This window comes from Nocardia sp. CWNU-33 (assembly GCF_046764895.1).
Classification (GTDB): Bacteria; Actinomycetota; Actinomycetes; order Mycobacteriales; family Mycobacteriaceae; genus Nocardia.
The window spans coordinates 23,832-45,734 of sequence record NZ_JBKOQN010000005.1 but is presented as its reverse complement, the minus strand read 5'-3'; the positions used below and the strand labels follow the sequence as shown (position 1 = coordinate 45,734).

The 21,903-nt window shown below is 66.1% G+C and carries 22 protein-coding genes and 1 tRNA gene; 9 read left to right on the top strand and 14 right to left on the bottom strand.

What is annotated here, in order from left to right:
• Window positions 1–210: 210 nt before the first annotated feature.
• Genes ACLMAL_RS07985 through ACLMAL_RS07975 form a run of 3 tightly spaced genes read right to left on the bottom strand, consistent with a single transcriptional unit; the run spans window position 211 to window position 2,236 of the window.
• Complete coding sequence (locus tag ACLMAL_RS07985) at window positions 211–1,557, bottom strand: phosphomannomutase/phosphoglucomutase (RefSeq protein WP_411998489.1); 1,347 nt, start codon at window positions 1,555–1,557, stop codon at window positions 211–213.
• Window positions 1,557–1,838, bottom strand: coding sequence for a hypothetical protein (locus tag ACLMAL_RS07980; protein WP_411998488.1), 282 nt, complete (start codon window positions 1,836–1,838; stop codon window positions 1,557–1,559). Before ACLMAL_RS07980 ends, ACLMAL_RS07985 begins: the two co-directional genes overlap by 1 nt.
• Entirely contained in the window at window positions 1,826–2,236 is a 411-nt protein-coding gene (locus tag ACLMAL_RS07975; protein ID WP_411998487.1) for a transposase, read from the bottom strand. Before ACLMAL_RS07975 ends, ACLMAL_RS07980 begins: the two co-directional genes overlap by 13 nt.
• Before the next feature lie 41 nt (window positions 2,237–2,277).
• Here ACLMAL_RS07975 and xerC point away from each other — a divergent pair, with 41 nt between their 5' ends.
• Complete coding sequence (xerC, locus tag ACLMAL_RS07970) at window positions 2,278–3,018, top strand: tyrosine recombinase XerC (RefSeq protein ID WP_411998486.1); 741 nt, start codon at window positions 2,278–2,280, stop codon at window positions 3,016–3,018.
• 64 nt (window positions 3,019–3,082) lie between these two features.
• Here xerC and ACLMAL_RS07965 read toward each other — a convergent pair.
• A tRNA-Ile gene (locus tag ACLMAL_RS07965) sits at window positions 3,083–3,156 on the bottom strand.
• A gap of 120 nt (window positions 3,157–3,276) precedes the next feature.
• On the opposite strand from ACLMAL_RS07965, the gene ACLMAL_RS07960 reads away from it, so the two are divergent.
• Complete coding sequence (locus ACLMAL_RS07960) at window positions 3,277–3,708, top strand: nitroreductase family deazaflavin-dependent oxidoreductase (protein WP_411998485.1); 432 nt, start codon at window positions 3,277–3,279, stop codon at window positions 3,706–3,708.
• 6 nt (window positions 3,709–3,714) lie between these two features.
• Here the strand turns inward: ACLMAL_RS07960 and ACLMAL_RS07955 are convergent, their stop codons facing one another.
• A complete protein-coding gene (locus tag ACLMAL_RS07955) occupies window positions 3,715–3,864 on the bottom strand; it encodes a hypothetical protein (RefSeq protein ID WP_411998484.1) in 150 nt (49 codons plus the stop codon).
• A gap of 220 nt (window positions 3,865–4,084) precedes the next feature.
• Window positions 4,085–5,125: a zinc-binding dehydrogenase gene (locus ACLMAL_RS07950; protein WP_411998483.1), complete on the bottom strand. Its 1,041-nt coding sequence runs from the start codon at window positions 5,123–5,125 to the stop codon at window positions 4,085–4,087.
• Window positions 5,126–5,821: 696 nt separating this feature from the next.
• Here ACLMAL_RS07950 and ACLMAL_RS07945 point away from each other — a divergent pair.
• A complete protein-coding gene (locus tag ACLMAL_RS07945) occupies window positions 5,822–6,349 on the top strand; it encodes a hypothetical protein (protein WP_411998710.1) in 528 nt (175 codons plus the stop codon).
• A 3-nt stretch (window positions 6,350–6,352) separates the two neighbouring features.
• Here the strand turns inward: ACLMAL_RS07945 and ACLMAL_RS07940 are convergent, their stop codons facing one another.
• The 3 genes from ACLMAL_RS07940 to ACLMAL_RS07930 all read right to left on the bottom strand — a co-directional run bounded on the left by ACLMAL_RS07940 (window position 6,353) and on the right by ACLMAL_RS07930 (window position 10,299).
• On the bottom strand, window positions 6,353–8,128 hold the full coding sequence (locus ACLMAL_RS07940) for an SDR family oxidoreductase (RefSeq protein WP_411998482.1): 1,776 nt from the start codon (window positions 8,126–8,128) through the stop codon (window positions 6,353–6,355).
• A 97-nt stretch (window positions 8,129–8,225) separates the two neighbouring features.
• Complete coding sequence (locus tag ACLMAL_RS07935; RefSeq protein WP_411998709.1) at window positions 8,226–9,323, bottom strand: PDR/VanB family oxidoreductase; 1,098 nt, start codon at window positions 9,321–9,323, stop codon at window positions 8,226–8,228.
• A gap of 73 nt (window positions 9,324–9,396) precedes the next feature.
• On the bottom strand, window positions 9,397–10,299 hold the full coding sequence (locus tag ACLMAL_RS07930) for a metal-dependent hydrolase (protein ID WP_411998481.1): 903 nt from the start codon (window positions 10,297–10,299) through the stop codon (window positions 9,397–9,399).
• A 224-nt stretch (window positions 10,300–10,523) separates the two neighbouring features.
• On the opposite strand from ACLMAL_RS07930, the gene ACLMAL_RS07925 reads away from it, so the two are divergent.
• Complete coding sequence (locus ACLMAL_RS07925) at window positions 10,524–11,921, top strand: WS/DGAT/MGAT family O-acyltransferase (RefSeq protein WP_411998480.1); 1,398 nt, start codon at window positions 10,524–10,526, stop codon at window positions 11,919–11,921.
• A 186-nt stretch (window positions 11,922–12,107) separates the two neighbouring features.
• Here ACLMAL_RS07925 and ACLMAL_RS07920 read toward each other — a convergent pair whose 3' ends face one another.
• Window positions 12,108–13,043, bottom strand: a complete 936-nt coding sequence (locus ACLMAL_RS07920) for an alpha/beta fold hydrolase (protein WP_411998479.1) — start codon at window positions 13,041–13,043, stop codon at window positions 12,108–12,110.
• Between the two features lie 99 nt (window positions 13,044–13,142).
• On the bottom strand, window positions 13,143–13,601 hold the full coding sequence (locus ACLMAL_RS07915) for a MaoC family dehydratase (RefSeq protein ID WP_411998478.1): 459 nt from the start codon (window positions 13,599–13,601) through the stop codon (window positions 13,143–13,145).
• Window positions 13,602–13,756: 155 nt separating this feature from the next.
• Here ACLMAL_RS07915 and ACLMAL_RS07910 point away from each other — a divergent pair, with 155 nt between their 5' ends.
• The 5 genes from ACLMAL_RS07910 (at window position 13,757) to ACLMAL_RS07890 (ending at window position 17,498) form a co-directional block, all read left to right on the top strand.
• Window positions 13,757–14,497, top strand: a complete 741-nt coding sequence (locus ACLMAL_RS07910; RefSeq protein ID WP_411998477.1) for a glucose 1-dehydrogenase — start codon at window positions 13,757–13,759, stop codon at window positions 14,495–14,497.
• Between the two features lie 141 nt (window positions 14,498–14,638).
• Window positions 14,639–15,043 (top strand): hypothetical protein, encoded by a 405-nt coding sequence (locus tag ACLMAL_RS07905; protein ID WP_411998476.1) that lies wholly within the window; start codon window positions 14,639–14,641, stop codon window positions 15,041–15,043.
• Window positions 15,044–15,058: 15 nt separating this feature from the next.
• Window positions 15,059–15,694 (top strand): MspA family porin, encoded by a 636-nt coding sequence (locus ACLMAL_RS07900; RefSeq protein WP_411998475.1) that lies wholly within the window; start codon window positions 15,059–15,061, stop codon window positions 15,692–15,694.
• On the top strand, window positions 15,685–16,014 hold the full coding sequence (locus ACLMAL_RS07895; protein ID WP_328410934.1) for a hypothetical protein: 330 nt from the start codon (window positions 15,685–15,687) through the stop codon (window positions 16,012–16,014). The genes ACLMAL_RS07900 and ACLMAL_RS07895 overlap by 10 nt, the downstream gene beginning before the upstream one ends.
• 125 nt (window positions 16,015–16,139) lie before the next feature.
• Complete coding sequence (locus ACLMAL_RS07890) at window positions 16,140–17,498, top strand: DUF2252 domain-containing protein (RefSeq protein WP_411998474.1); 1,359 nt, start codon at window positions 16,140–16,142, stop codon at window positions 17,496–17,498.
• Between the two features lie 8 nt (window positions 17,499–17,506).
• Here ACLMAL_RS07890 and ACLMAL_RS07885 read toward each other — a convergent pair whose 3' ends face one another.
• The 3 genes from ACLMAL_RS07885 to ACLMAL_RS07875 all read right to left on the bottom strand — a co-directional run bounded on the left by ACLMAL_RS07885 (window position 17,507) and on the right by ACLMAL_RS07875 (window position 21,617).
• The gene (locus ACLMAL_RS07885; RefSeq protein WP_406237473.1) at window positions 17,507–18,187 is read right to left on the bottom strand and encodes a TetR/AcrR family transcriptional regulator; all 681 of its coding nucleotides are present in this window, start codon (window positions 18,185–18,187) and stop codon (window positions 17,507–17,509) included.
• Complete coding sequence (locus ACLMAL_RS07880; RefSeq protein WP_411998473.1) at window positions 18,184–20,439, bottom strand: MMPL family transporter; 2,256 nt, start codon at window positions 20,437–20,439, stop codon at window positions 18,184–18,186. Before ACLMAL_RS07880 ends, ACLMAL_RS07885 begins: the two co-directional genes overlap by 4 nt.
• Window positions 20,440–20,588: 149 nt before the next feature.
• Complete coding sequence (locus ACLMAL_RS07875) at window positions 20,589–21,617, bottom strand: hypothetical protein (RefSeq protein ID WP_411998472.1); 1,029 nt, start codon at window positions 21,615–21,617, stop codon at window positions 20,589–20,591.
• Window positions 21,618–21,903: the final 286 nt, after the last annotated feature.

Genomic DNA, 21,903 nt, shown 5'->3' with positions numbered 1-21,903 from the left:
CTCAGTTCGACACCATCCGATCGATACATCCAATCCGTCAGCAACTCGAGAGCGTGCAGGCGATGAGCGAGGGCCATCACGGCGACTCTCCACTGGGTCTTTGCCCGGACAATCTGATCGGCGGTTGCTGCGCGCAAACCCGCTGCGTACACGCTGTCACGGGGCATCAACTCCCGCAAGAGGGTCTGATTCATAGGCCGCGAGTGGTCATCACTGCCGTACGAGTGCCAAGACGTCGTCGCGGATTCGAGCCATGGTCGCGGCGTCAGATGCTTCGACGTTGAGCCGCAACAGTGGCTCGGTGTTGGACGGCCGTAGATTGAACCACGCGCCGTCGTCGAGCTGCACGGTGAGTCCGTCGAGCCGATCGGTTTGTGCGCCGTTGAAATGCTGCTCGATCTGGTTCAGTGTTGTTGGTACGTCGGCCACTTCAGAGTTGATCTCACCGGAGGCGACGTATCGGCTGTACTCGGAGACCAGCTCGGACAGCGGCTTGTCTGTCGTGCCGAGCGCTGCGAGCACATGCAGCGCTGCGAGCATTCCAGTGTCCGCTCGCCAGAAGTCGCGAAAGTAGTAGTGCCCGGAATGCTCGCCGCCGAACACCGCGTCACGCTCGGCCATGAGGCTCTTCATGAAGGTGTGGCCGACGCGCGTACGTGCGGGCGTGCCACCGTGCTCAGTGACGATCTCTGGTACCGCGCGGGAAGTGATGACGTTGTAGACGATCGCCGAGCCGGGAGCTTTCGCCAGTTCTCGGGTCGCGATCAGCGCGACGATCACCGAAGGGGCGACAGGAGAGCCGGTTTCGTCGACGACGAAACAGCGGTCGGCGTCGCCGTCGAACGCCAGGCCGATGTCCGCGCCGCTGGACCGGACTTCGGCTTGGAGATCGACGAGGTTGGCTGGGTCGAGTGGGTTTGCTTCGTGGTTGGGGAAGGTGCCGTCGAGTTCGAAGTACATCGGAACAATGTCGACCGGCAGGCCGTCGAAGACGCGCGGCACCATATGGCCGCCCATACCGTTGGCAGCGTCGATCGCGATCTTGAGTCGCCGGATGCCCGACAGGTCCACAAGTTCGCGAAGGTAGGCCGCGTAGCCGTTGACCAGGTCCGGGCGCGTGGTGACCGCGCCTGCGAGTCCGTCGTAGGCGGGAATGCCCTCCTGGATCATTCGGCGTATCTCACCGAGGCCGGTGTCCATGCCGACTGGAGTGGCGCCAGGGCGGCAGAGCTTGATGCCGTTGTAGCGGGCGGGATTGTGGCTGGCCGTGATCATCGCGCCCGCAACGTCCAGGTGCCCGGCTGCGTAGTACACCAGATCCGTACTGCCGAGGCCGACGTTGATCACGTTCTGGCCCTGGCTGACAACACCTTCGGAGAAGGCCGCTGCGAACGGCTGCGACGACGGCCGCATGTCGTGCACGATGGCGACGGTGGTACCGACCAGTCGCGCGAAGGCTGCGCCGACCTGTCGGACGAAGTCGTCGTCGAGGTCGGTACCGACGAGGCCACGGACGTCGTAGGCTTTGATGATCTTGGACAGATCCCGGTCAGGCATCAGTTCCCCTCGTAGTGGTCGGTTGGAGTGAAGGCCACCCCGAGCGCTCCGGACGTGAACACCATCACACGGACCGGTAATCCAGCAACAGCAACCCGTACGCGGCCGATCGCATCCCATGGGACCAGCGCGAACAGGCAACCGCCATGGCCGGACCCGCTCAGCTTGGCACCGTAAGCGCCGGAGGCCAAGCAGCGCTCGACGCATTCCTCGATGAGCGGCGTTGAGCTGTGGACACAATCGCGGAGCAAACGGTGCGCCTCACTGATCAGGGCGCCCACTTCGGCGTAGTCGGGGTCATCGGCGCGAAGGAGTGCGTCGATTCCAGCAACAATCCAGGGGGCCCGCTCTGCGTAGTGGTGGATTCCGGCCTCACCAGTTCGGAAGCGGTCGCGAACACGATGTCCTTGGCCTGCTCGGCGACCTTCGCTCGCAGCCGCACCAATTCCGTGCGCTCATCGGCTGAAAGTGGCTGGCCACCACTATCATCCGGAGCCCGACCACCGGTCTGGCCGGCCGCGGCCATACGGCGGCGTTCTTCGCGCACCCACTTGTGCAGCAGGTTCTCGTGCACGTCCAGCTCACGGGCGATCTCCCGCACCGGCCGACCGGAATCGATCACTCGATGCGCCGCTTCCACCCGATATTCAGGCGAATACGATCGACGCGGACGAGGCATGGCGAACATCCTTCCAGGGACCATCGGTCCCGCTATCTCAGATGTCCACTACTTCAGGGGAACCCCACCGTTACGGCGCCAGTCCCGGAAACATCGTCAAACTCCTCGCGCCCATCATCGTCGAGGACAAACCCGTAGTCGCGTGGTCGGTCGAGGAGGTTCAGCGCATCCGCATGGGCCTGCGCGACGACGAACTCGCCAGCGTCAATGGGATCGCCGACCTGGTAGACCTCCTACTCGCCACCGGCTGCCGCATCGGCGAAGCCATGGCCTTGAAGTGGAAGCACTTCGACCTCGATGCTGCCAAGCCGACCGTCTTCGTCGAGGACACCGTCGTCCGGCTGCGTGGTGGCGGGATGATCATCCAGCCCCACCCCAAGGGAGGTCCGAACGGGAAACGGCGTCTTGTCCTGCCCGGCTGGGCGGTGGCACGGCTGCAAGCCCGACGCGCGCTTCTCCCCAACGATCCAGACGACCTCGTGTTCCCGTCTGCACGCGGCACACTGCGCGACCCACGCAATGTGCGCAAGCAGCTCCTGCGGGCACTGAACCGCATCGGTGTCACCGACATCCCCACGAACCCGCACGCCGCCCGCAAGACCGTGGGAACACAGTTGTCGGAGGACGAGGACGGTGGCCAATCCGACGTCGCCGTCGCGGCAGCGCAGCTGGGCAACACCGAGGCAGTCACCCGACGGCACTACATCGAACGAACCCACCAAGGCCCTGACGCCCGGGATCGGTTCGACGCGTTTCAGCTCCCGGACGAAAATGGAGAGTAAATGGAGACCTGGCCATTCCAGGCCAGGTCTCCAGCACCCATCCACCCTGCTCATCAGGGTTTTGTGGGGCGGGTGGGGCTCGAACCCACGACCAATGGATTATGAGTCCACGGCTCTAACCGACTGAGCTACCGCCCCTCTTCTGCGGGTGTCCCGCAGGCGTGGGGGATGCTACCGGGTGCGGCGTGGCTTGCACCAGTCGGATACCCAGGAGTGGTTAGGGTGGGGCGTCAACACCACCATTTGGAGGGTCGGGCCGTGGCCAGTGTGTTCGAGAATGTGCTGAAGGTTCATCAGTGGGTTTATGAGAACAGTGGCGGGGTGGTGGGGCATCGGGTGTTGTTCGGGAATCCGACCTTGTTGTTGCGGACAGTGGGGCGCAAGACGGGGCAGGAGCGGACGTCGGCGCTGACGTACGGGCGGGACGGGGATGACTATCTGGTGACCGCGTCGAATGGTGGGTCGCCGCGGCCACCAGGGTGGTTGACGAATCTGAAGGCGAAGCCGGAATGCGAAATTCAGGTCGGGCGACGGAAGATGAAGGTTGTTGCACGGCCGACGTTGCCGGATGATCCGGATTATGCGCGGCGGTGGGAGATCGTGGACAAGGTGAATCAGGGGCGGTACACCGCGTATCAGAAGTTGACCAAGCGGCCGATCGCGGTCGTGGTGCTGACCCCGGTCGGCTGAGCGCCCTCAGTCGTCCTCGCTGTCATCCCAGTCTTCGTCGGAATCGCCGCTGTCCCAACGACCGTCGTCCTCCGGTAGCCTGCTGGCGAACTGCACGACCGCGGTGACGAGGGCCAGCACCGCGACAACAACGACAACGACAATCAGAGTTTGCACGCAGGCACATTAGCGCCCAGTCGGCCGGTCTGCAGCCAGTCTGACGACCAGTTGTTCACTGCCGCAGCTACTTTGCGAGTCTGCCTGTCGGCTCACACAATGAAATACCGCCGTCCGCTGTGCGATGTACCAGCCGACGATCGAACCAGCCTGCCCTTGTAAAGAACCGACTGGGCCTGAAGCACAGACCAGCTGTCGCCCAGGCTCCGCCGGTCCCAGCTCACACCGTCAGCAGGGTGCGCCCCACCGTGGCGCGAGAGGCGATTGCGGTGTGCGCACGACCGGCCTCCTCCAACGGAAAGGTCTGGCCGATAACCACTTCCACGTTGCCCGCCACCACCGCGGACTGGGCGCGCTGTGCTAGCGCGTGCCAATCGGTGCTGTCACCGGTGATGTCGAACAGCCCGAGCGCGCTGATGCTGCGGGCCGCAGCATCGGCCTGATCCACCTCGGCGAATCCACCTGCGGCAGCGCCGTATCCGATGAATCGACCACCATCGGCGGCAGCTTGGACGGCGGCCCCACCCAAAGCGCCACCCGCACCGTCCAATACGACGTTCACACCAGTCCCACCGGTCGCGGCACGAGCGGCGGCCTGCCAATCGGGCTCGGAGTAATCGACGACGACCTCCGCACCGAGCCGAGTGGCCAGCTCCAGCTTCGCGGCACCGCGCGCCGCAGCGATCACGTGTGCGCCTGCGGCGCGGGCGAATTGGATCAGCAGGGTGCCCAAGCCGCCACCCGCCGCGGTGATCAACACCCACTCCCCGGGCTTGATCTCTGCCCTGTCGAATACCGCGAGGGCCGTCTTGCCGTCGTGGGCCAGCGCGACCGCCTGCAGCACGCTCAGGCCGTCGGCTACGGCGACCAGAGTGTCCGCCTTGGCGAGTGCCTTTTCGGCGTATCCCCCGATCGGCCGCCCACCGCCGATGCCACTGGCCGCGGTGGCCGTGGCTACCCGCTTCCCGAGCCAGGATTCCTCGACGCCCGCACCGACCGCCGAGACCACCCCGCCGATGGCGCCGCCCGGCACATATGGCGGTTCCAGCTCGAAGAATTCGGTGCCCCAACCGCTGCGCAACTGTGTGTCGAGGAACATCACGTCGGCGGCCGAGACGTCGACGACCACCTCACCCGGCCCGGCCACCGGTTCCGGTACCTCACGCACCGCGAGTACTTCCGGTCCACCGAATTCTGTTGCCTGCACGGCCCGCATGACATCCTCCATCGTTTCTTGCTCGATCGGTTCGTGAACGAGCATGAAACCTGAAGCACTGTTCAGGTCAAGCCGACGACTGCCGATTACTCTTCGAGCAGAATCACCCGACGGCGGGGTCGACACCGGCCACGACTCCGAGCCGCTCACTGCTGCCACGCTTCTCGATTGCCGAGAGTGCGCGTCGAGCGTCGCACGGACGCGCCGTCACGCCGACGCTGAACTGTCAGGCCGCAGCAGTTCCGGCGGCCGCCGGAATCGGTCAGGAACCGCCGCCACAGCTGCTGCCCCCGCCCCCGCAACTGCTGCCGCCACTGCAGCTACTTCCGCCGCCGCCGCAGCTACTTCCACCGCTACAGCTGCTGCCGCCACTACAACTACTTCCGCCACCGCAGCCCCCGCCGGAATCACTGCCACCGCCCGAGCCCCCGGCCATCCACGGCGAACCACGCCCGGGACGCCGGCGGCGCGGTGGCGGCGTACTGGACGCCTTGACGATTACCAGGATGACGACCGCGATTATGCCGCCGACCCCAGCCACCAAAACAAACAAAACGACGAGCGCGAGGCCGATCGACGACACCATACGGAAATGGTATCGGCCCGCACCGTCCACGTGCACGGATCGGAGCCCGATTATTTCACCGGCGAGCAGCGGTTGTGCGCTGTCCTGCCGATGGTTTCCGCACCACCAAGATCGCGGCGGAATACGAAAGAGCCGTACAGTGAATTGTGGTCCTCTTGCGCCTCCGAAACCGACTACGGCGTCGAATCGATCTCCACGAAGTCGACAGCACCGTGGCCGCGCTCGAATTGCCCGAGGCCGTCTTCAAGACCAGCCCGTGGCAGCCACGCGACCTGGTGGAAACCGGCCTGCGGCAGTGGTTGCGCTGCTGTGGTGCCGCGATGCGCGACGGCCAGGTGATCGGAATGCCGTCGCACGCCGTCGACGAGGCATGGCACGGGTTCATTCTCTGCACCGAGCGCTACGCCGCGTTCTGCGCTACCGCCTACGGGCGGTTTCTGCACCACTATCCGGACGGCGTTGGGCCACCGGAGAATTCGCCGAAGAAGTCCTCGCACGGCACGATGGCGGAACAACTCGGACGCACCGTGGTCGCCTGGTCCATGGTCGCCGCGCCCGGCGAAACCTGCGTGCTCTGGGACCTCGACGCCAAGGTCGGCGTCGACCATCCGTGGGGCATCGACGCCCGGCGAGTCGCGGCTATCGAAGCCGAACTCGGCCGAGCGTCGGAGTCATCCGGATGAGACTCAGGTGAGCTTCACCCGTGCGGCTACGAACCGGACGATCGCCGGAGCGAACTTGTTGAACTGGTACTGCAACCGCGCCTCCGGAGTGACCGGGACGATGCTGCGGTCGCGTTCCACGGCCCACACGATCTGCTCGGCGACCTTCTCCGGCCCGTAGCGCCGCATCCGGTAGAGCTTGTCGTACTGCTCCTGCTTGCGCTTCTCCTCATCGGCGCTGACACCCGAGAAGGTCGTGGTGACAACGATATTGGTGTGTACGACGCCTGGGCAGATGGTGTGCACGGAGATATTGTTCGCGGCCAACTCCGCGCGCAGGCAGTCGGAGAACATGAATACCGCCGACTTGCTCGTGGAGTACGCGCTGAACCCCTGCTGCGGGCTGTAGGCGGCCATGCTGGACAGGTTGACGATGTGCCCGCCGAGCCCACGCTCGGCCATGGCGGAGCCGAAGGCGCGGCAGCCGTTGACCACACCGCCCAGATTGATCCGCAGCACACGATCGAATTCCGCCGACGGGGTGTCGAAGAAGCCGCCCGCCTGGCCGATTCCGGCATTGTTGATCAGGATGTCCGGCACACCGTGCGCCGCGAGCACGGCCGCCGCATGTGCCGTCATGTCCGACTCGTTCGACACGTCCAGCTCATAGGCGTGCGCAACGCCGTGTTCGGCGCCGATCAGCTCCGCGGTTTCCTTGGCGGCCACCAGGTTGATGTCCGACAGCACGATCTCGGCGCCGAGCCGGGCGAAGGCGAGCGCGGTCTCGCGGCCGATGCCGCTGCCGCCGCCGGTGATGACAACCAGCTGGTCCTCGAAGGGCCGCTTGCTGCGGCCGACCTCGGCGCGACGCAGCCCGCGCGGCACCGATCCGCCGTTGAGCGTATCGATGAGCTCGGTGGTCGCGGTGGCGAGCAGCTCGGGGTGCGAGAACGGCATCCAGTGCCCGGCCGGGATATCGCGCCGCCACAGCCTCGAGGTCCATTTGGGCTCGTCGTCGAAGCCCGCCGGCCGGACGGCGACATCACGACCTGCGACGATCAGCTGCACCGGGACCTCGGTATGCCGCTCGCGCGGGGCGAGCATGCGCTGCACGATATTGGCCCGGTAGATGAGCAGACCGTCGACGATGTCCTTGCGGAAGGTCGGTCCGAGTGTGATGTTCGAGGTCGGGGTCTCGTTCATGATCGAGACCACCCGCTGCCACCGCCGCTCGGTGCCGAGCAACCCGAAGGTCGCCCGCGGCAGTCCCGGTGTCATGAAGAAGAACGTGTACGCCGAGGAGAGCAGCTGACTGAACGGCTGCCAGACATTGCGCGGCGTCGGCCGGGAAAGCCTGTCGCGCATCCACTTTCCGATGTGATCGAGGTTGGGACCTGACACCGAGGTGAAGGATGCGACCCGCTCGGCCGCCTGCGGCTCACAGACCGCCTCCCACACCTGCACCGAACCCCAGTCGTGCGCGAGCACATGTACCGGCCGGTCGGGGCTGACCCCGTCGGCGACCGCGAAGAAGTCGGTCGCGAGGGCGTCCAGCCGGTAGTCCTCGGTGCGCCGGGTGCGGGTGGATCGACCGTGACCGCGGGTGTCGTAGGTGACGACGTGGAACCGTCCGGCGAGCAACGGCACGACCGCGTCCCAGAGATGATGGGTGTCCGGCCAACCATGTACGAGGACAATGGTTTCCGCGCTCGGATCGCCGTATTCGTATACCGCGATGTCGAATTCGCCGCTGCGGACGATGCGCTCGGTGACCGCCGAGCCGATGTCGGTCGTCGTCATTGCCGTGTCTCCTTGTTCCCCGGTTTCGTGCTCATGACCGCGGCGTGCTGTCGGCGGTCGGCCGGTCGCTTGCGGCCGCTGTGGCGCGGGTGCGCGCTCATAGGTCGAGCACCAATCGCCCGCCCTGCGACCGCGAGACGCAGACGAGCATGTCGCCCGCCGCGTGATCGGCCGCGGTCAGCACGGTTTCGCGATGATCGGGCGCACCGGAGAGCACCCGAACCTTGCAGGTGCGGCAGAAGCCCTGGCGGCACGAGTAGGGCCGGTCCGGACGGCTCTCCAGGATGGTGTCGAGCGCGGACCGGTCCGCCGCCACCTCGACGACCTCACCGGTAGCGGCGAATTCGATTTCGAAGGGTTGACCGTCCATGATCGGTGGCGGTGCGAATCGTTCGGAATGCAACTCCACGCCCGGCATTTCGCGCACCGCGTCGGTGACGACGGTGATCATCGGCACCGGGCCGCAACAATACACGGCGGTATCGGCGTCGACGCCCGCCAATAGCGTTGCGGCAGTGGGCAGCCCGTGTTCGTCGTCGGTGCGGATGGTGACACGATCACCGAATGTCTCGATCTCGTCGAGGAACGGGATGGTGTCACGGTTGCGGCCGGTATACACCATCGACCAGTCGATGCCGAGCCGCATTGCCAGTCGTGCCATCGGCAGGATCGGCGTGATCCCGATGCCGCCCGCAATGAAATGCAGGCGGGCGGCATATGATCCGTGGCCGGGCACCGCGAACGGAAACGCGTTGCGCGGCCCGCGCACCATGACGCGAGAACCGACCGGCAGCTCGTCGTGCACCTCGATCGAACCACCGCCGCCATTCGGAATACGGCGCACCGCAACCCGATAGGCACGGGTATCGGCCGGATCACCGCACAGTGAGTACTGGCGCAACCGCCCCGAGGGCAGTTCCAGATCCAGGTGCGCGCCGGGACGCCACGGCGGAAGTTCGCGACCGTCCGGCGCTTCCAATCGCAGGCTCACCACGTCCTGATCGTGCGCCTCGATCCGTCGGCCGGTCAGTACCAGCGTCAGACGGCGGTCGTCGATCCGCGGCGCGAGATCCTTGCGGTTGATCAGCGTGCTCCAACGCAGCCGCGCGGAGGCGACCACGTCGAGCACTCGAACTGCCCGGTCGCGATCGCGCTTGCCGAACAGGTCCGCCGGCAGTTGTCCCGGGGCAGGCAAGTAGCTCACAACGCCGCCCGACTCGTGCTCGACGCCACCGTTTCGTGACGCCCGGCAACCATGTTCCGCTCGCTCACGAGGCGATCGCACGGGCAGCGGGAGACTTGGCCAGATAGGCCACCGCTTGCGCGGTAGATCCGACCGATTCCGGGTTGTAGCCCGGCTTGAAGGTCGTCAACGCGCTCCACAGCAGCGACGGCACTCCGGGCAGCGCGCCTCGCCACATCGATCCGAAGACACGTGTGATCAACCGTGGGTAGCCGAGGTCGGGCAGCGCCGGATCCTGATACACCATGAATTTGGTCCCGCGGACCACCAGGGTGATGAAGATCGGGAACACCATCATCATCACCGCCGCACGCCGGAGGTAGCCCGCGTGGAAGTAGACCGCTACGTCGTGCGCGACATGCCGGTGTTCTACCTCTTCGGCACCATGCCAGCGGAAGAGATCCGCGACGCGCGGGTCGGCCTCGAACCTCTCCAGATCAGCATTGAGCACCCAGTCACCGAGGTAGGCGAAGAAGTGTTCCAAACACGCGATGACCGCGAGTCGTTCCACCATCACCTGACGCTGCGCGATACCCGCTACATCCTTCGGGCCCAGCGTCTTGCGGAACAGGAACTCGGCCTGGCGCACATACGGCCCGGGGTCGATGCCGTTGGCGGCGAGCACCTCGTGCAGCACCTTGTCGTGCGTTTCCGCGTGCATCGACTCCTGGCCGATGAAGCCCAACATGGCCTCGCGCAGCTTCTCGTCCTTCACGAATGGCAGCGCCTCGGTGTACGCGGCACAGAACATGCGCTCGCCCTCGGGCAGCAGCAGATTCAGCGCGTTGATCAGATGCGACGCGATCGGCTCGGCCGGCATCCAGTGCAGTGGCGTGTCGGCCCAGTCGAATTGCACATTGCGGGCATGCAGCGCGACCTCACCCGGATCGATGTCCGGCCGCCGCTCAGCCCGGCGAAGTAGCTTCATCGGTACTCCTTTTCCGCACGAGCCACACCGCTTCGTTGCACACCTTCCTGCGTGGCTGTAGCAACGATCATACACATACATGGAACCACGGGTAACACACAATGCGTGCCGGACATACCACGCCCACCAGCCGCATCGACCGACGTGACAATAGAGACCCCCACTGCGACTCACCTCCCTCCCGTTACCCGGAACGCTAGAACGCGTTCTAGTAGGGTTTTGCTATGGAGCGACTAACCGGATTGGATGCCAGCTTCCTGTACCTCGAGACCGGGACCCAGCACCTGCACGTCTGTGCACTGCTGATCCTCGATCCCACCGCAGGGAGCACGCACTACTCGTTCGACACATTCAAAGCAGAACTCGGCAGACGATTACCGCTGGTCCCACAGATGCGACGGCGCGTGCACGAGGTGCCTTTCAATCTCGACCATCCGGTCTGGGTGGAGGACCCGGATTTCGACCTGGACTACCACATTCGACGCATCGGCATTCCGAGCCCCGGCGGGCGCGAACAGCTGGCCGAACTGGTCGGCGATATCGCGAGCAGGCCGATGGATCGCAACCGTCCGCTGTGGCAGATGAACGTGGTCGAGGGCTTCGCAGGCGACAAGATCGCGGTGATCTGCAAGTACCACCACGCAGCCGTGGACGGCATCACCGGAGCCAACATGATGATGCACCTGTGCGATCTGGAACCCGGGGCAACGCGACCCGAACCGACCGAGCAATGGCAACCGGAGCCGAAGCCGAACGATTGGAAGCTGGCCGCCGAGGGGCTGATCAATTTTCCGAACAAGGCGGGCCTGGTCGGCATGGTGCCGAAGACTCTCGGCATGGTGGCCGGATTCGTACAGCGACGCCGAGAGAACAAGGCGGGCATGGCTTTACCGCTGACTGCACCGCGGACACCGTTCAATCGGGCGATCACCCCACATCGAGCGGTCGCGTTCACCGAGACGAAACTCGATGCCATCAAGGAGATCAAGACCGCCTTCGGGGTCAAGGTCAACGACGTGGTGCTGACCATCGTCGCCGGAGTGCTGCGCACCTATCTGGAGAAGCACGACGAGCTGCCCGACCGTTCGCTGATCGCCTCGGTGCCGGTCTCGACGCACGAAGACTCCCGCCACGACGCGGGCATCAACAAGGTCTCGACGCTGTTCTCGCGCCTCGGCACCGATATCGCCGATCCGGTGGAGCGCCTGCAGCAGGTGGCCGAGTTCAATCGCGGCGCCAAGGAGGAGTACAAGCTCATCGGCGCCGATTTCCTGCAGGACTGGTCGAAGTACGCCCCGCCGAACACTTTTCAGCTCGCCGCCCGCGTCTACTCGTCGCTGAAGTTGGCCGAACACCATCCTGTGGTGCACAACCTGGTGGTCTCCAATGTGCCGGGCCCGCCGATGCCGCTGTATTTCCTCGGCGTCCGCGTGGACGGCATGTATCCGTTCGGTCCGGTCTTCCACGGCGCCGGGCTCACGGTCACCGTCCTGTCCAACAACGATGATCTGGATTTCGGCTTCATCGCCTGCAAGGAACTGGTGCCCGACGTCGCGACGCTCGCCGACGCCGTACCCGACGTAGTCGACGAACTACTCGCCGCGGCACGCACCTTGCGCTGATCCACCACCGCCCTGTTCGCCATCGCCGCCGAACAGGGTCTGCCAACCAGGCTCACCGGGCATCGACGCCCGAGCCAACCGGCGACACCTCTCCCCGCGCCCGGCAGCCTGTAGCCCGCCGCCCGGCGCGAAATCGCCTTCCCGAAGCCCGCACGAGACCGATAGCCGTGCGCGGCCGGTGCGCAATCACTCCCCTGTCGCAGCCTTGCTCGAGGTCACTCGGGCGGCAACCGCGGCGCACGCGTCGAGTAGTACCGGCACGAAGCGGTCGGCCGCCAGCACGCACGACGCGTGGCCGCCCTTGACCAAATGAATGGTCGCACCGGGAATCATGGTTGCCATCTCCAGCTGGCGATAGACGGGAATCGCCCGGTCCCGGGTCGTGATGACAACAGCTGTCGGCATTTTCAGGCCGGCGAGCCATGGGGTCGAATCGAATCGACCGACCTCCGCGATGACCTGCGCAAGCGCCCATCCGCTCGTGCTGCGGAATTCCGCCAGCGCCCACCGTTCGAGTTTGCCGGGCGGCCAGGTGTGATCCGGCAGTTCCGGCAGCCGTTCGTGATACAGCTCGGCCCGCTGAAAGGCGTAGGGGCCGAACGCATCCGCGAGTGCACCGAAGGTTTGATGAAACGCACGCTCGCGCAACTTCTCCTGGAACCGATATGGCGTCGCACACAACACCAGACCGCTCACTCGATCCGGATGACGGTGCGCGGCAAGCAATCCGACGACTCCGCCGAGGGAGTATCCCGCGCAGATGGCGCGTTGCACACCCACTGCGTCGAGCACCGCGACGACATCGTCGGCGCAGTCCTGGACCGAGAACCGCGGTGAGCGAATGCCGCGGCCGTGCCAGCGCTGGTCGAACACGATCACCCGGAACCGCTCGGCAAGCGCGTCGAGCGCGGGAAACCAGGTGAGGTATCCGGTGCAGGCCGTCGCGTGCAGCAAAACCAGCGTCGGCGCACCCGCAGGCCCCGGTATGTCGACCACGTAGGTCCGCCCGCGCCCCGGCAAGTCCACCAATCGCCCACCCGGCACCTCGGCGATATCGGGCACCCGAGTGCGCCGCCCGAACCGTCGCATCGCCGTCGCCGCATCGCGGTTCGGGTTCGACATCGGGAGCCTCCTTCCGCACGGTTCACCGAACAGAATTAGAACGCGTTCCATATTGATGATGCCATAGGACCGCGCAGTGCTCCCGACGGAATCTCGGCTTCAGTCGAGGGCGCGGACGATGTATTCGGCGACGCATGCGGGCTTGTCGCCGCCCTCGCGTTCGATCGTCACCCGCACGACGGCCTGCAGACCGCCACGAACCTCCTCGACACTCACAATCCGGGCGCGGCCGCGGATGCGCGACCCCGCGGGCACCGGCGACGGGAACCGCACGGTGTTCAGGCCATAGTTGACTCGGGCCGCGGCGTCGGTGACGACCATCAGGTCGGCCATGATCGGCGGGAGCAGTGACAGCGTGAGATAACCGTGGGCAACGGTCGTCCCGAACGGGCCGGTCGCGGCACGCTCGGGGTCGACGTGGATCCATTGCCGATCCTCGGTCGCCTCGGCGAACGCGTCGATGCGGTCCTGGCCGATCTCGATCCAGCGGCTCACGCCGAGCTCTGCACCCGCGGCTTTCCGCAGCGATTCCATGGTGAAAGAGGTGGGCTCGCTCATACTCCGCACCCTACGTTCTACCCGGAATATCGGCCCGAGACACTGCGCGAGCGACCGTCGGTAGGCTCGTCGACGCAGCGCGATCGACACATTTCTGCAACGCGTTCCAGTAGGTTGACCGTGTTCGGCAACAGACGAGAAACGGAGGTGCCGCGATGGCGCGGTTGACCGGCAAGGTGGCATTGATCAGTGGCGGGGCGCGCGGCATGGGCGCCGCACACGCCAAGGCTCTGGTGGCCGAGGACGCGCGCGTGGTGTTGGGCGATCTCCTCGACGACGAAGGCGCCGCGCTGGCCAAGGAACTCGGCGACAACGCCGCCTACGTTCACCTCGATGTCCGCGAGCCGCAGCAGTGGCGCGACGCGGTCTCCGCAGCGGTCGACCGATTCGGCTCACTGAACGTTCTGGTGAACAACGCGGGCATCGTCAATGGCAACCTGCTGGTCGACTTCGAACTGTCCGAATGGCAGCGGATCGTCGACATCAATCTCACCGGCACCTTCCTCGGCATGCAGGCCGCCACCCCTGCCATGATCGAGGCGGGCGGTGGCTCGATGATCAATATCTCCTCCGTGGAGGGCATGCGCGGCAGCCCCGGCCTGCACGGCTACACCGCGACCAAGTTCGCCGTCCGCGGCCTGACCAAGTCCACCGCACTCGAATTGGCGCAATACGGAATTCGAGTCAACTCGGTGCATCCCGGCCTGATCCGCACCCCGATGACCGAGGGCATTCCCGCCGACTTCCTGCAGATCCCGATGGGCCGCGCCGCCGAACCCGCCGAGGTCTCCGCCCTGGTGACCTACCTGGCCAGCGACGAGTCGTCGTATTCGACGGGCGCCGAATTCGTGATCGACGGCGGCCTCACCGTCGGCGTCCCGCACAAGACCTTCTGAGTACCTGCGGCGCTACCACGCGTGAAAGCTGCTCGCCAGAGCGGCGATAAGCCGGTAGCGCCGCCAGAGCGATGCATGCGGTGGCGTTGCCCCATTTGCTTGATCGGCGAGGCCGACGATCCAGGCAATCCGGGCTCGGCAGTGCAACTCTACGATTCGCCACCGGAGTGGGGCGGCAACGTCCGAGCGCTGCTCGCGGTGAACGGCTCGGTCGAGCGCGATGGCAGCGCGGCGGGCGGCAATCCCCATGCACTGGTCGCCGACTACCGGACGTGCCGGTGGACCACCACCATTCGGGATACCACCCGCTTGGCAATCGGCATGCTCGAGGCATCGGAGTTCGCCTACCTCATCCATCGCGAACACGGCGCGAGCGCAATTGCACCGGGGCGCTATGTAATCCGCCGCCAACGCGAATACGGACGGGCGCAGCACTACTTGGTTGCCGAAAGACCGTCAAACCAGCCATTACCCAGCAATGGGGGGCATTCGTCCGATGCCGCGCTGCGGGGTCGAGCCCGTACTATAGCGCCGGACTGGGACTAGCGTTAAGGATTTTCATTGAAGGGCTCGACCATAGCGATGCTGAGCGTCGCTGCGGTAGCGGCATTCGGCATGACTGCCGCCACCGCCACCGCCGATCAACTAGCGGACAAATCCCGCTCCATCAGCACCGAAGACGGCTGGGATCTGCAGGTCAGCAAGACTGCGGAAGACGTTCAACACATCCCCAATCTGGCAGCAACGCCGTTTACCCGTGAGGGTTTCGTCAGCTTGTCGGCAGCCGCCGACATCAGCGGCGAAGGCCGGACCGCGGTGAATTCGGGGACGGTGCAGCTGGGATACCAGATCGGATGCCAGGCGGATGTGACAAATGGCCTGTCGATGGGACTCTCGGCCGCGATCGGCCCGAACGCGATGGTGACCATCGTCCCGCAACCCGGCCTCGCGGTCGGCGGCAGCGCACTCGTCCTGCCGAATATCTCGGCGACGATCAAGCCGGGCACCATCAGCAGCATCACGCTCGGCACGAAAACGCTTGCCGGAGCACATGGTTCGATCTCGGTCGACCAGGTGCAGATCAAGATCGATGCGTGTGCCGGTGCGGTCAGCCTGCGCTCCTTCGCGATCGTCTCGATATCCACGGCGACGGCCGACAATTCGGTCGCGGTCTACGGTGACCCGATATGGCTGTGATTCGATCGAGCGGGTGGCGCTCGTGGATCGTGCCTGCGGGGGCATCGGTCACGCTTGTTTTCGCCGCGGCGACCGCCGCTGCCGAACCGATCGTTCCGATCGGTCCGGCGGCGTGCAGCGAAAGTCAGGCCACCGCATGCGAAAACGCCGGTCCGCCGCCCGCGCGCGGCCCGGCGCCCCAGGCACCGCCGTTGCCGTTACACATGCTCGCACCCCCGCCCGCGAAGCCCGCGCCGAGCGGGAATACACCGGCCGGCGCCCTGGTTCCCCCCGCACCGGGCCCCGGTGGCAGCACACCGATCGTCCCCGCCCAGCAGTGAGCAGGCTCTGACACAGGTCACGCTGCGCCGTGCGTGTCCGGCGGTCCGGGCACGCACGGGGCTGCGACGCGCCAGCTGATTGCCGGATGGTTGTCGTAGCCGGACCGGCGGGCAAGACTGAGCGGATGGCGGACCACACCATCGCGATGACCGCGCAGGCCGCTGCGGACATGGGCCGTGCGACCCGGCGGCGGGTCCCCCGTTCCGCGCTCGGCAGCTGGGCGGCTGCCCCGGACCGCGCCGACCCGATTTCGGTGCTCGAGCGACAGGCCGCCACCCGGGTGCCAGAGCTGGTCCCCCTCCGCTACGCCCGGATGGCGGCAGCACAGTTTCCATTCCTGCGCGGCGCGCCGGCGATCATGGCCGCCGACCTCGCCGGCTCGCCGAATACCGGTCTGACCGTACAACTCTGCGGTGACGCGCACCTGTCCAATTTCGGGCTGTTCGCCTCGCCGGAACGCTCGCTCGTGTTCGACCTCAACGACTTCGACGAAACCCTGCCCGGCCCCTTCGAGTGGGACGTCAAACGGCTCGTCGCGAGCATCGCGGTGGCCGTGCGCGGCAACGGCGGCGACGACGCGGACGCGCGCCGGTCGGCCGAGGCCGCCGCCCGCTCCTATCGCGAGTCCATGAATCATCTGTCCGGTCTCGACGAGCTGAGCGTCTGGTATGAGCAGGTCGACGCCGAAGAGGTGGCGGCGCTGGTGACCAAACCCACGCACCGCAAGGGCGTCGAGAAGGTACTCGCCCAGGCCAAGTCCAATACCAGCCTGCAGGCACTCGGCAAACTGACCGAGGCCGGTCCCGACGGCATGCCGCGTATCCGAAACCGCCCACCGCTGCTCACACCGATCGAGCAGGTGGACTCGCTCGCGCTCGACCAGGTATTGGCCGACTACCGCCGGACGCTCGCCGAAGAGCGCCGGGTGCTGCTGGAACGACACCGCCTGCTGGACATCGCACGCAAAGTGGTCGGGGTGGGCAGCGTCGGAACCCGCTGCTTCATCGCGCTGCTGGCCGGCCGCCAGAGCGGCCATCCACTGTTCCTTCAGGTGAAGGAGGCCCAGGCCTCGGTGCTCGCACCGCACACCACACCCAGCAAGTTCCGCCACCATGGACACCGAGTCGTCAACGGACAGCGGCTGATCCAGGCCGCGAGCGATATCTTCCTCGGCTGGGCCACCGGATCCGACGAACGCCACTATTACGTGCGGCAGCTGCGGGATATGAAAGGCTCCGCGGTGATCGAGAATATGTCCCGGACAACGTTGCGCCAGTACTCGGCATTGTGCGGGCTCACCCTGGCCCGCGCCCACGCTCGCTCCGGCGAGCGCATTGCCATCGCCGCCTATCTCGGCGCCGGAGACGCCTTCGACCGTGCCATGGGTGAATTCGCGCTCGCCTACGCCGACCAGACGATCGCCGACCATCGAGCCCTCGTTGCGGCGATCGCGTCGGGGCGGGTGCCTGCGGCTGTCGACTGACCGTGCGCTCAGCGGTGTTGGCGCTGTTCGATCACCCACCGGCTGAGGTCTTCCGGTGTCGCGTCGTCGCCGAGCACGTTGTCGATCACGACGCGACCGGCGCAGGCCGCGCGCATCACTCGATCCGCGACGGCTTCCAGATCACCCCACGGCAGATACGGTTTGGCAATCAGCAGCGAGGCGATGCCGTGCGCGCTCGCCCACAGTTCCAGTACCACGGGGATGGGGTCGGCCGGTTCGAACAGTCCGGCGGCCATGCACTCGCTCACCGCGGCGGCGAAATGCGTAAAGGCGCCGCTGCCGAGCACCTGATCGACCGCACCTGCGGTCTGACCGGGGGTGGTGGCCAGCCGGTATTGCTCGGGGTGTTCGATGGCGAACCGGACGTAGGCCAGGCCCTGTTGACGCAGGCGTTCCATCGGTGAGGCCGCGGGGTCGCCTACGGCGCGCATCACCGCCTCGAGGTCCTCGAAGACCTGCGCGACCACCGCCTCGATGAGCTGATCCTTGTCCGCGAAATGCCGGTAGATCGAGGGCGCGCTGACACCCACCATTTTGCTGATTTCACGGATCGACACCGCTTCGACGCTGCCGGTGCGGGCCAGCAATTCCTTGGCGGCACTGAGGATTTCGGCACGCAGCTGCTGTCCGGAGCCGCGGGCCGAACGTTGTCTGCGCGCAAAGGTCATCGACGACCGGCCAGTGTGTGCTCGTCGGACGCGGGGACGGCGGGCTCTTCGCTCAACCCGATCTTGGCGTGCAGCCGAGCCAACGGAGCCGGCGCCCACCAGTTCGCAGTGCCCAGCAGCCGCATCAGCGCGGGCGCGAGCAGACCGCGGATCAGTGTCGCGTCCGCGAGCACCGTCAAAGTAAGCCCCAGGCCCATCATTTGGATGAACGACACCTTCGAGGTGACCATGGCGGCCATGATGATCGCCATCAACAACGCGGCGGCGGTGAAGATTCGCCCGGTGCGCGCGACGCCGATCGCGACCGCGCGCACGTTGTCGGCGGCGGTGCGTCCCGAAGCCAGCCATTCCTCGCGGATTCGGGATAACAGGAATACCTCATAGTCCATGGACATACCGAAGGCGAGGCAGAACATCAGGATCGGCATCGTCGGGACCAGATATCCCGTCGGGGAGCTGCCGAGCAGGTTCGACAGGTGCCCGTCCTGGAAGATCCAGACCATCGCGCCGAAGGCCGCTGTCAGCGAGAGTGTATTGAGGGCAAGCGCTTTCAGCGGCAGCAGCACACTTCCGGTGAACAGGAACAGGACGACGAAGGTGGCGAGCACGATCAACGCACCGGCCAGCGGGATCCGAGCGCCCAGTGCGTCGAGCGCGTCGACATTGGTCGCCGCGGCGCCGCCGAAGAGCGCGGGCACCGGACTCGGCACCGCGCGCAGCTGCGCCAGTTGGGTCTTGCCCGCCGCGGTGAACGGATCGACCGTCGTTGCGACAGTGAGGAATGCGCCGGTGTTGTTCGACATGGTCGGCGGGCCCGCCGACACCTTCATGCCGCCCGAGTACACACCGACACCGGAGAGCACACCGGCCACGCCCTCCACCTTCGACAATCCGGCGGCATAGTCGCCGAGCGCGGCGGGGCTGCCCTGGTAGCCGTCCAGCACGATGGTGGTGTTCGCGGCCACATCGGCGGCGAAGTCGTTGCGCAGTGCGTCACCGACCTCGCGGCTGGTCGCGGCGGCGTTGGCATTGAGCACCCGATCATCCGGGTAGCCGAATTTCACCGAAAGGAATGGGGACCCGACAGCGAGCAGCAGCACGATGATCGCGATGGCGACCGGTGCGGCATGGCGCATCACCCGGCTCACCGTCCGATACCAGAACGTCTCCTCCAGCGGGACATCGGCGCGTGGGGCTCGACCGAGCAGGCGTCCCAATGGCTTTCGGATATCGGCCGCGTTCACCCGCTCTCCGAGCAGTATCAGGACGGCGGGCAGGATCAGGATCGAGGCCGCCGCGGCCGCGGCGACGACCGCGACGCCCGCGTAGGCAAAGGATTTCAGGAAGTACAGGTTGAACACACCGAGCGCCGCCACCGACAGCGCGACGGTCAGCGCCGAGTAGAGCACCGTGCGCCCTGCGGTCTGCACCGCACGGACCACGGCCGCTTCCACCGCGAGGCCGTTGGCCAGTTCCTCGCGGTAGCGGCTCACGATGAACAGGCTGTAATCGATGGCGAGGGCGAGTCCGAGTGCGGTCGTCAAGTTCAGCGCGAAGATCGACACGTCGGTGAATACCGTCAGCGTGCGCAGGATCGCCAGCGTGGTGAGGATCGCGAAGATGCCGACGGCCAGCGGCAGCAACGCGGCGACCAGGCTGCCGAAGACGAGCACCAGCACGATGAACGACAGCGGGATCGCGACCCCCTCGGCGACCGCGAGATCGTGGGTGATCTGGGTGTTCACATCGTGATAGACGGAGCTGAGTCCGCCCTGATCGACGGTGACGCCGTCGGCGGTCCCGGTGAGCTGCTCGGCGATATCGCCCGCCACCTGTTGGGCCGCGGTCTCGTCGCCGGTGATGTACCCGAGTACCAGTGCGCTCTTGTTGTCCTTGCTGCGCAGCGCGGCGGCGAGCGGTTGTGGCGTGTTCCAGTAGGACTGGACGCCGATCACGTCACCGCGGGCGCGCAGGGAGTCGACCAGCCCGGCGCCCGTGGCCCGGGCCGCCGGGCTGTCGGCGCCCGCGTCGGTGCTGACCAGCAGGATGACATTGGGTTGGGCGCCGCCGAAATTGTCGGCGATCAGCTGCGCCACCCGCGTCGATTCGGCATCGCCAGAGGTGAAGCCGCCCGTCTTCATGTGCGAGGTCGCCGAGGCGCCGAACACCCCGCAGAGCACCGCGAGCAGCGCCGCGGCCAGCAAGATGGTGCGCGGGTGCCTGGTGGCCGCGTGCGCGATCCGAACGAGCATGAGCAACTCCCCTTGTTCGATTGCCCGTGGGTTTAACAGGGTTAGCGTAACGCCGTTAACACAGAACGAACAGAGCCGTCGGCAACCGTTCAGTGACCCCCGTCTCACTCGGTCCGATATGCCGGAATCGCCCATGCGCCGTCGACCGACTACCCGGACACCACACCCGTCGGCGTCTCCGCACCGACCGGCCGGATCAGGCAGGCCAGAAAGCGCGGCAGGCCGTGCGGCAGCCGAATGCAATAGAGCTCGACGCGCAGCCAGTCACGATCCACGGTCAGCAATCGCACCACTGCGCGCGCGTATTCGATGCGGTGCGCGGCCAGCTCGGCCATAACGGCGAGATAGCATTCCCTATCGTCAGGGTGGATGAGATGTGTTGTGGCCAAATTGAATTCATCGCGATCAGCCGGATCCATACCCTTCGAGGCGGGATGGTGCCGCCAGGCGATTGCGGCCAGTGGCGGCGTCAGCCATTCGATGATCTGCATGCTCTCGATATCGATCAATGCGGTGGTGCCGCCGAGCAGGGCGGCGGCTGCGTCATTGTGATAGGTCGGCAGCACAATGCCCGCCGCCCGTTCCGCCTCCACCTGCAACAACAGACCACGCAGCGCATGCGGTCCGTGGTAGCGGAAGAAGCCGAACACGCGGGTGGTCCGATCCTCTTCGGCGGTCAGCATCCGCATCGGGCCCTGCCATTCGACGCCCGGCCGCGGGTCGAGGGCCGCGGTGATCAGCCGGTCTCGTTCCTCACACTCGATGATCCGCGACAGGAACCACGCGCCGTGGAGCAACTCGTGACCGGCGGGAAGCACCGCGCCACCGGAACCGTGACTCATCAAGGTCCACTGCCTGTCGTCCCACACGAACACATCGATGCCCGGCGGATCTACCCGGTCAGCGGGCCGTGCACCCGCCCACAGCTGCACAGCCATCGGCTTCCCGTCCGGACCTGCCACCGGCACCGCCAGCACACCATGTAGCTCGCCGCGAATACGAACTTCACGTGCGCACTGCTCATTGGACTCGATCGCCTGCGCGAGAGCCGAGTTCGCCAAGACGGCGAGAGAACTCGGCCGGATCGCCCGCAGCAGCGACCGCTCGCGAGCCATGCCCTCCTCCGGCATGTACCGAATTCCCCGATCCGGCTCGGCGACGTCGATCAGATACCACATCCGGCCCACCCCTTCCCGTGCCCCGTCGGGCTGCGTGAACTCTCCTAGCTACCGCACCGCCGTATCGGCGGGATCAACGATCTCGAACGGGCAGGCTGTGCCGCCGGAGTGCGAGTCTAGTAGGACCGATGGGTGGCCGGTCGCCGCTTCGTCGGCCACATTCGATAGCTGTGCGGACCCGGACGCCGCTGGGCGCATACCTCGTCGTGAGCCGACATTCGATGAGGGCACTCGCAGCGGCGACGCACACACACGCTGGTGCATTCCGGACAGACGCGCCGTGCCG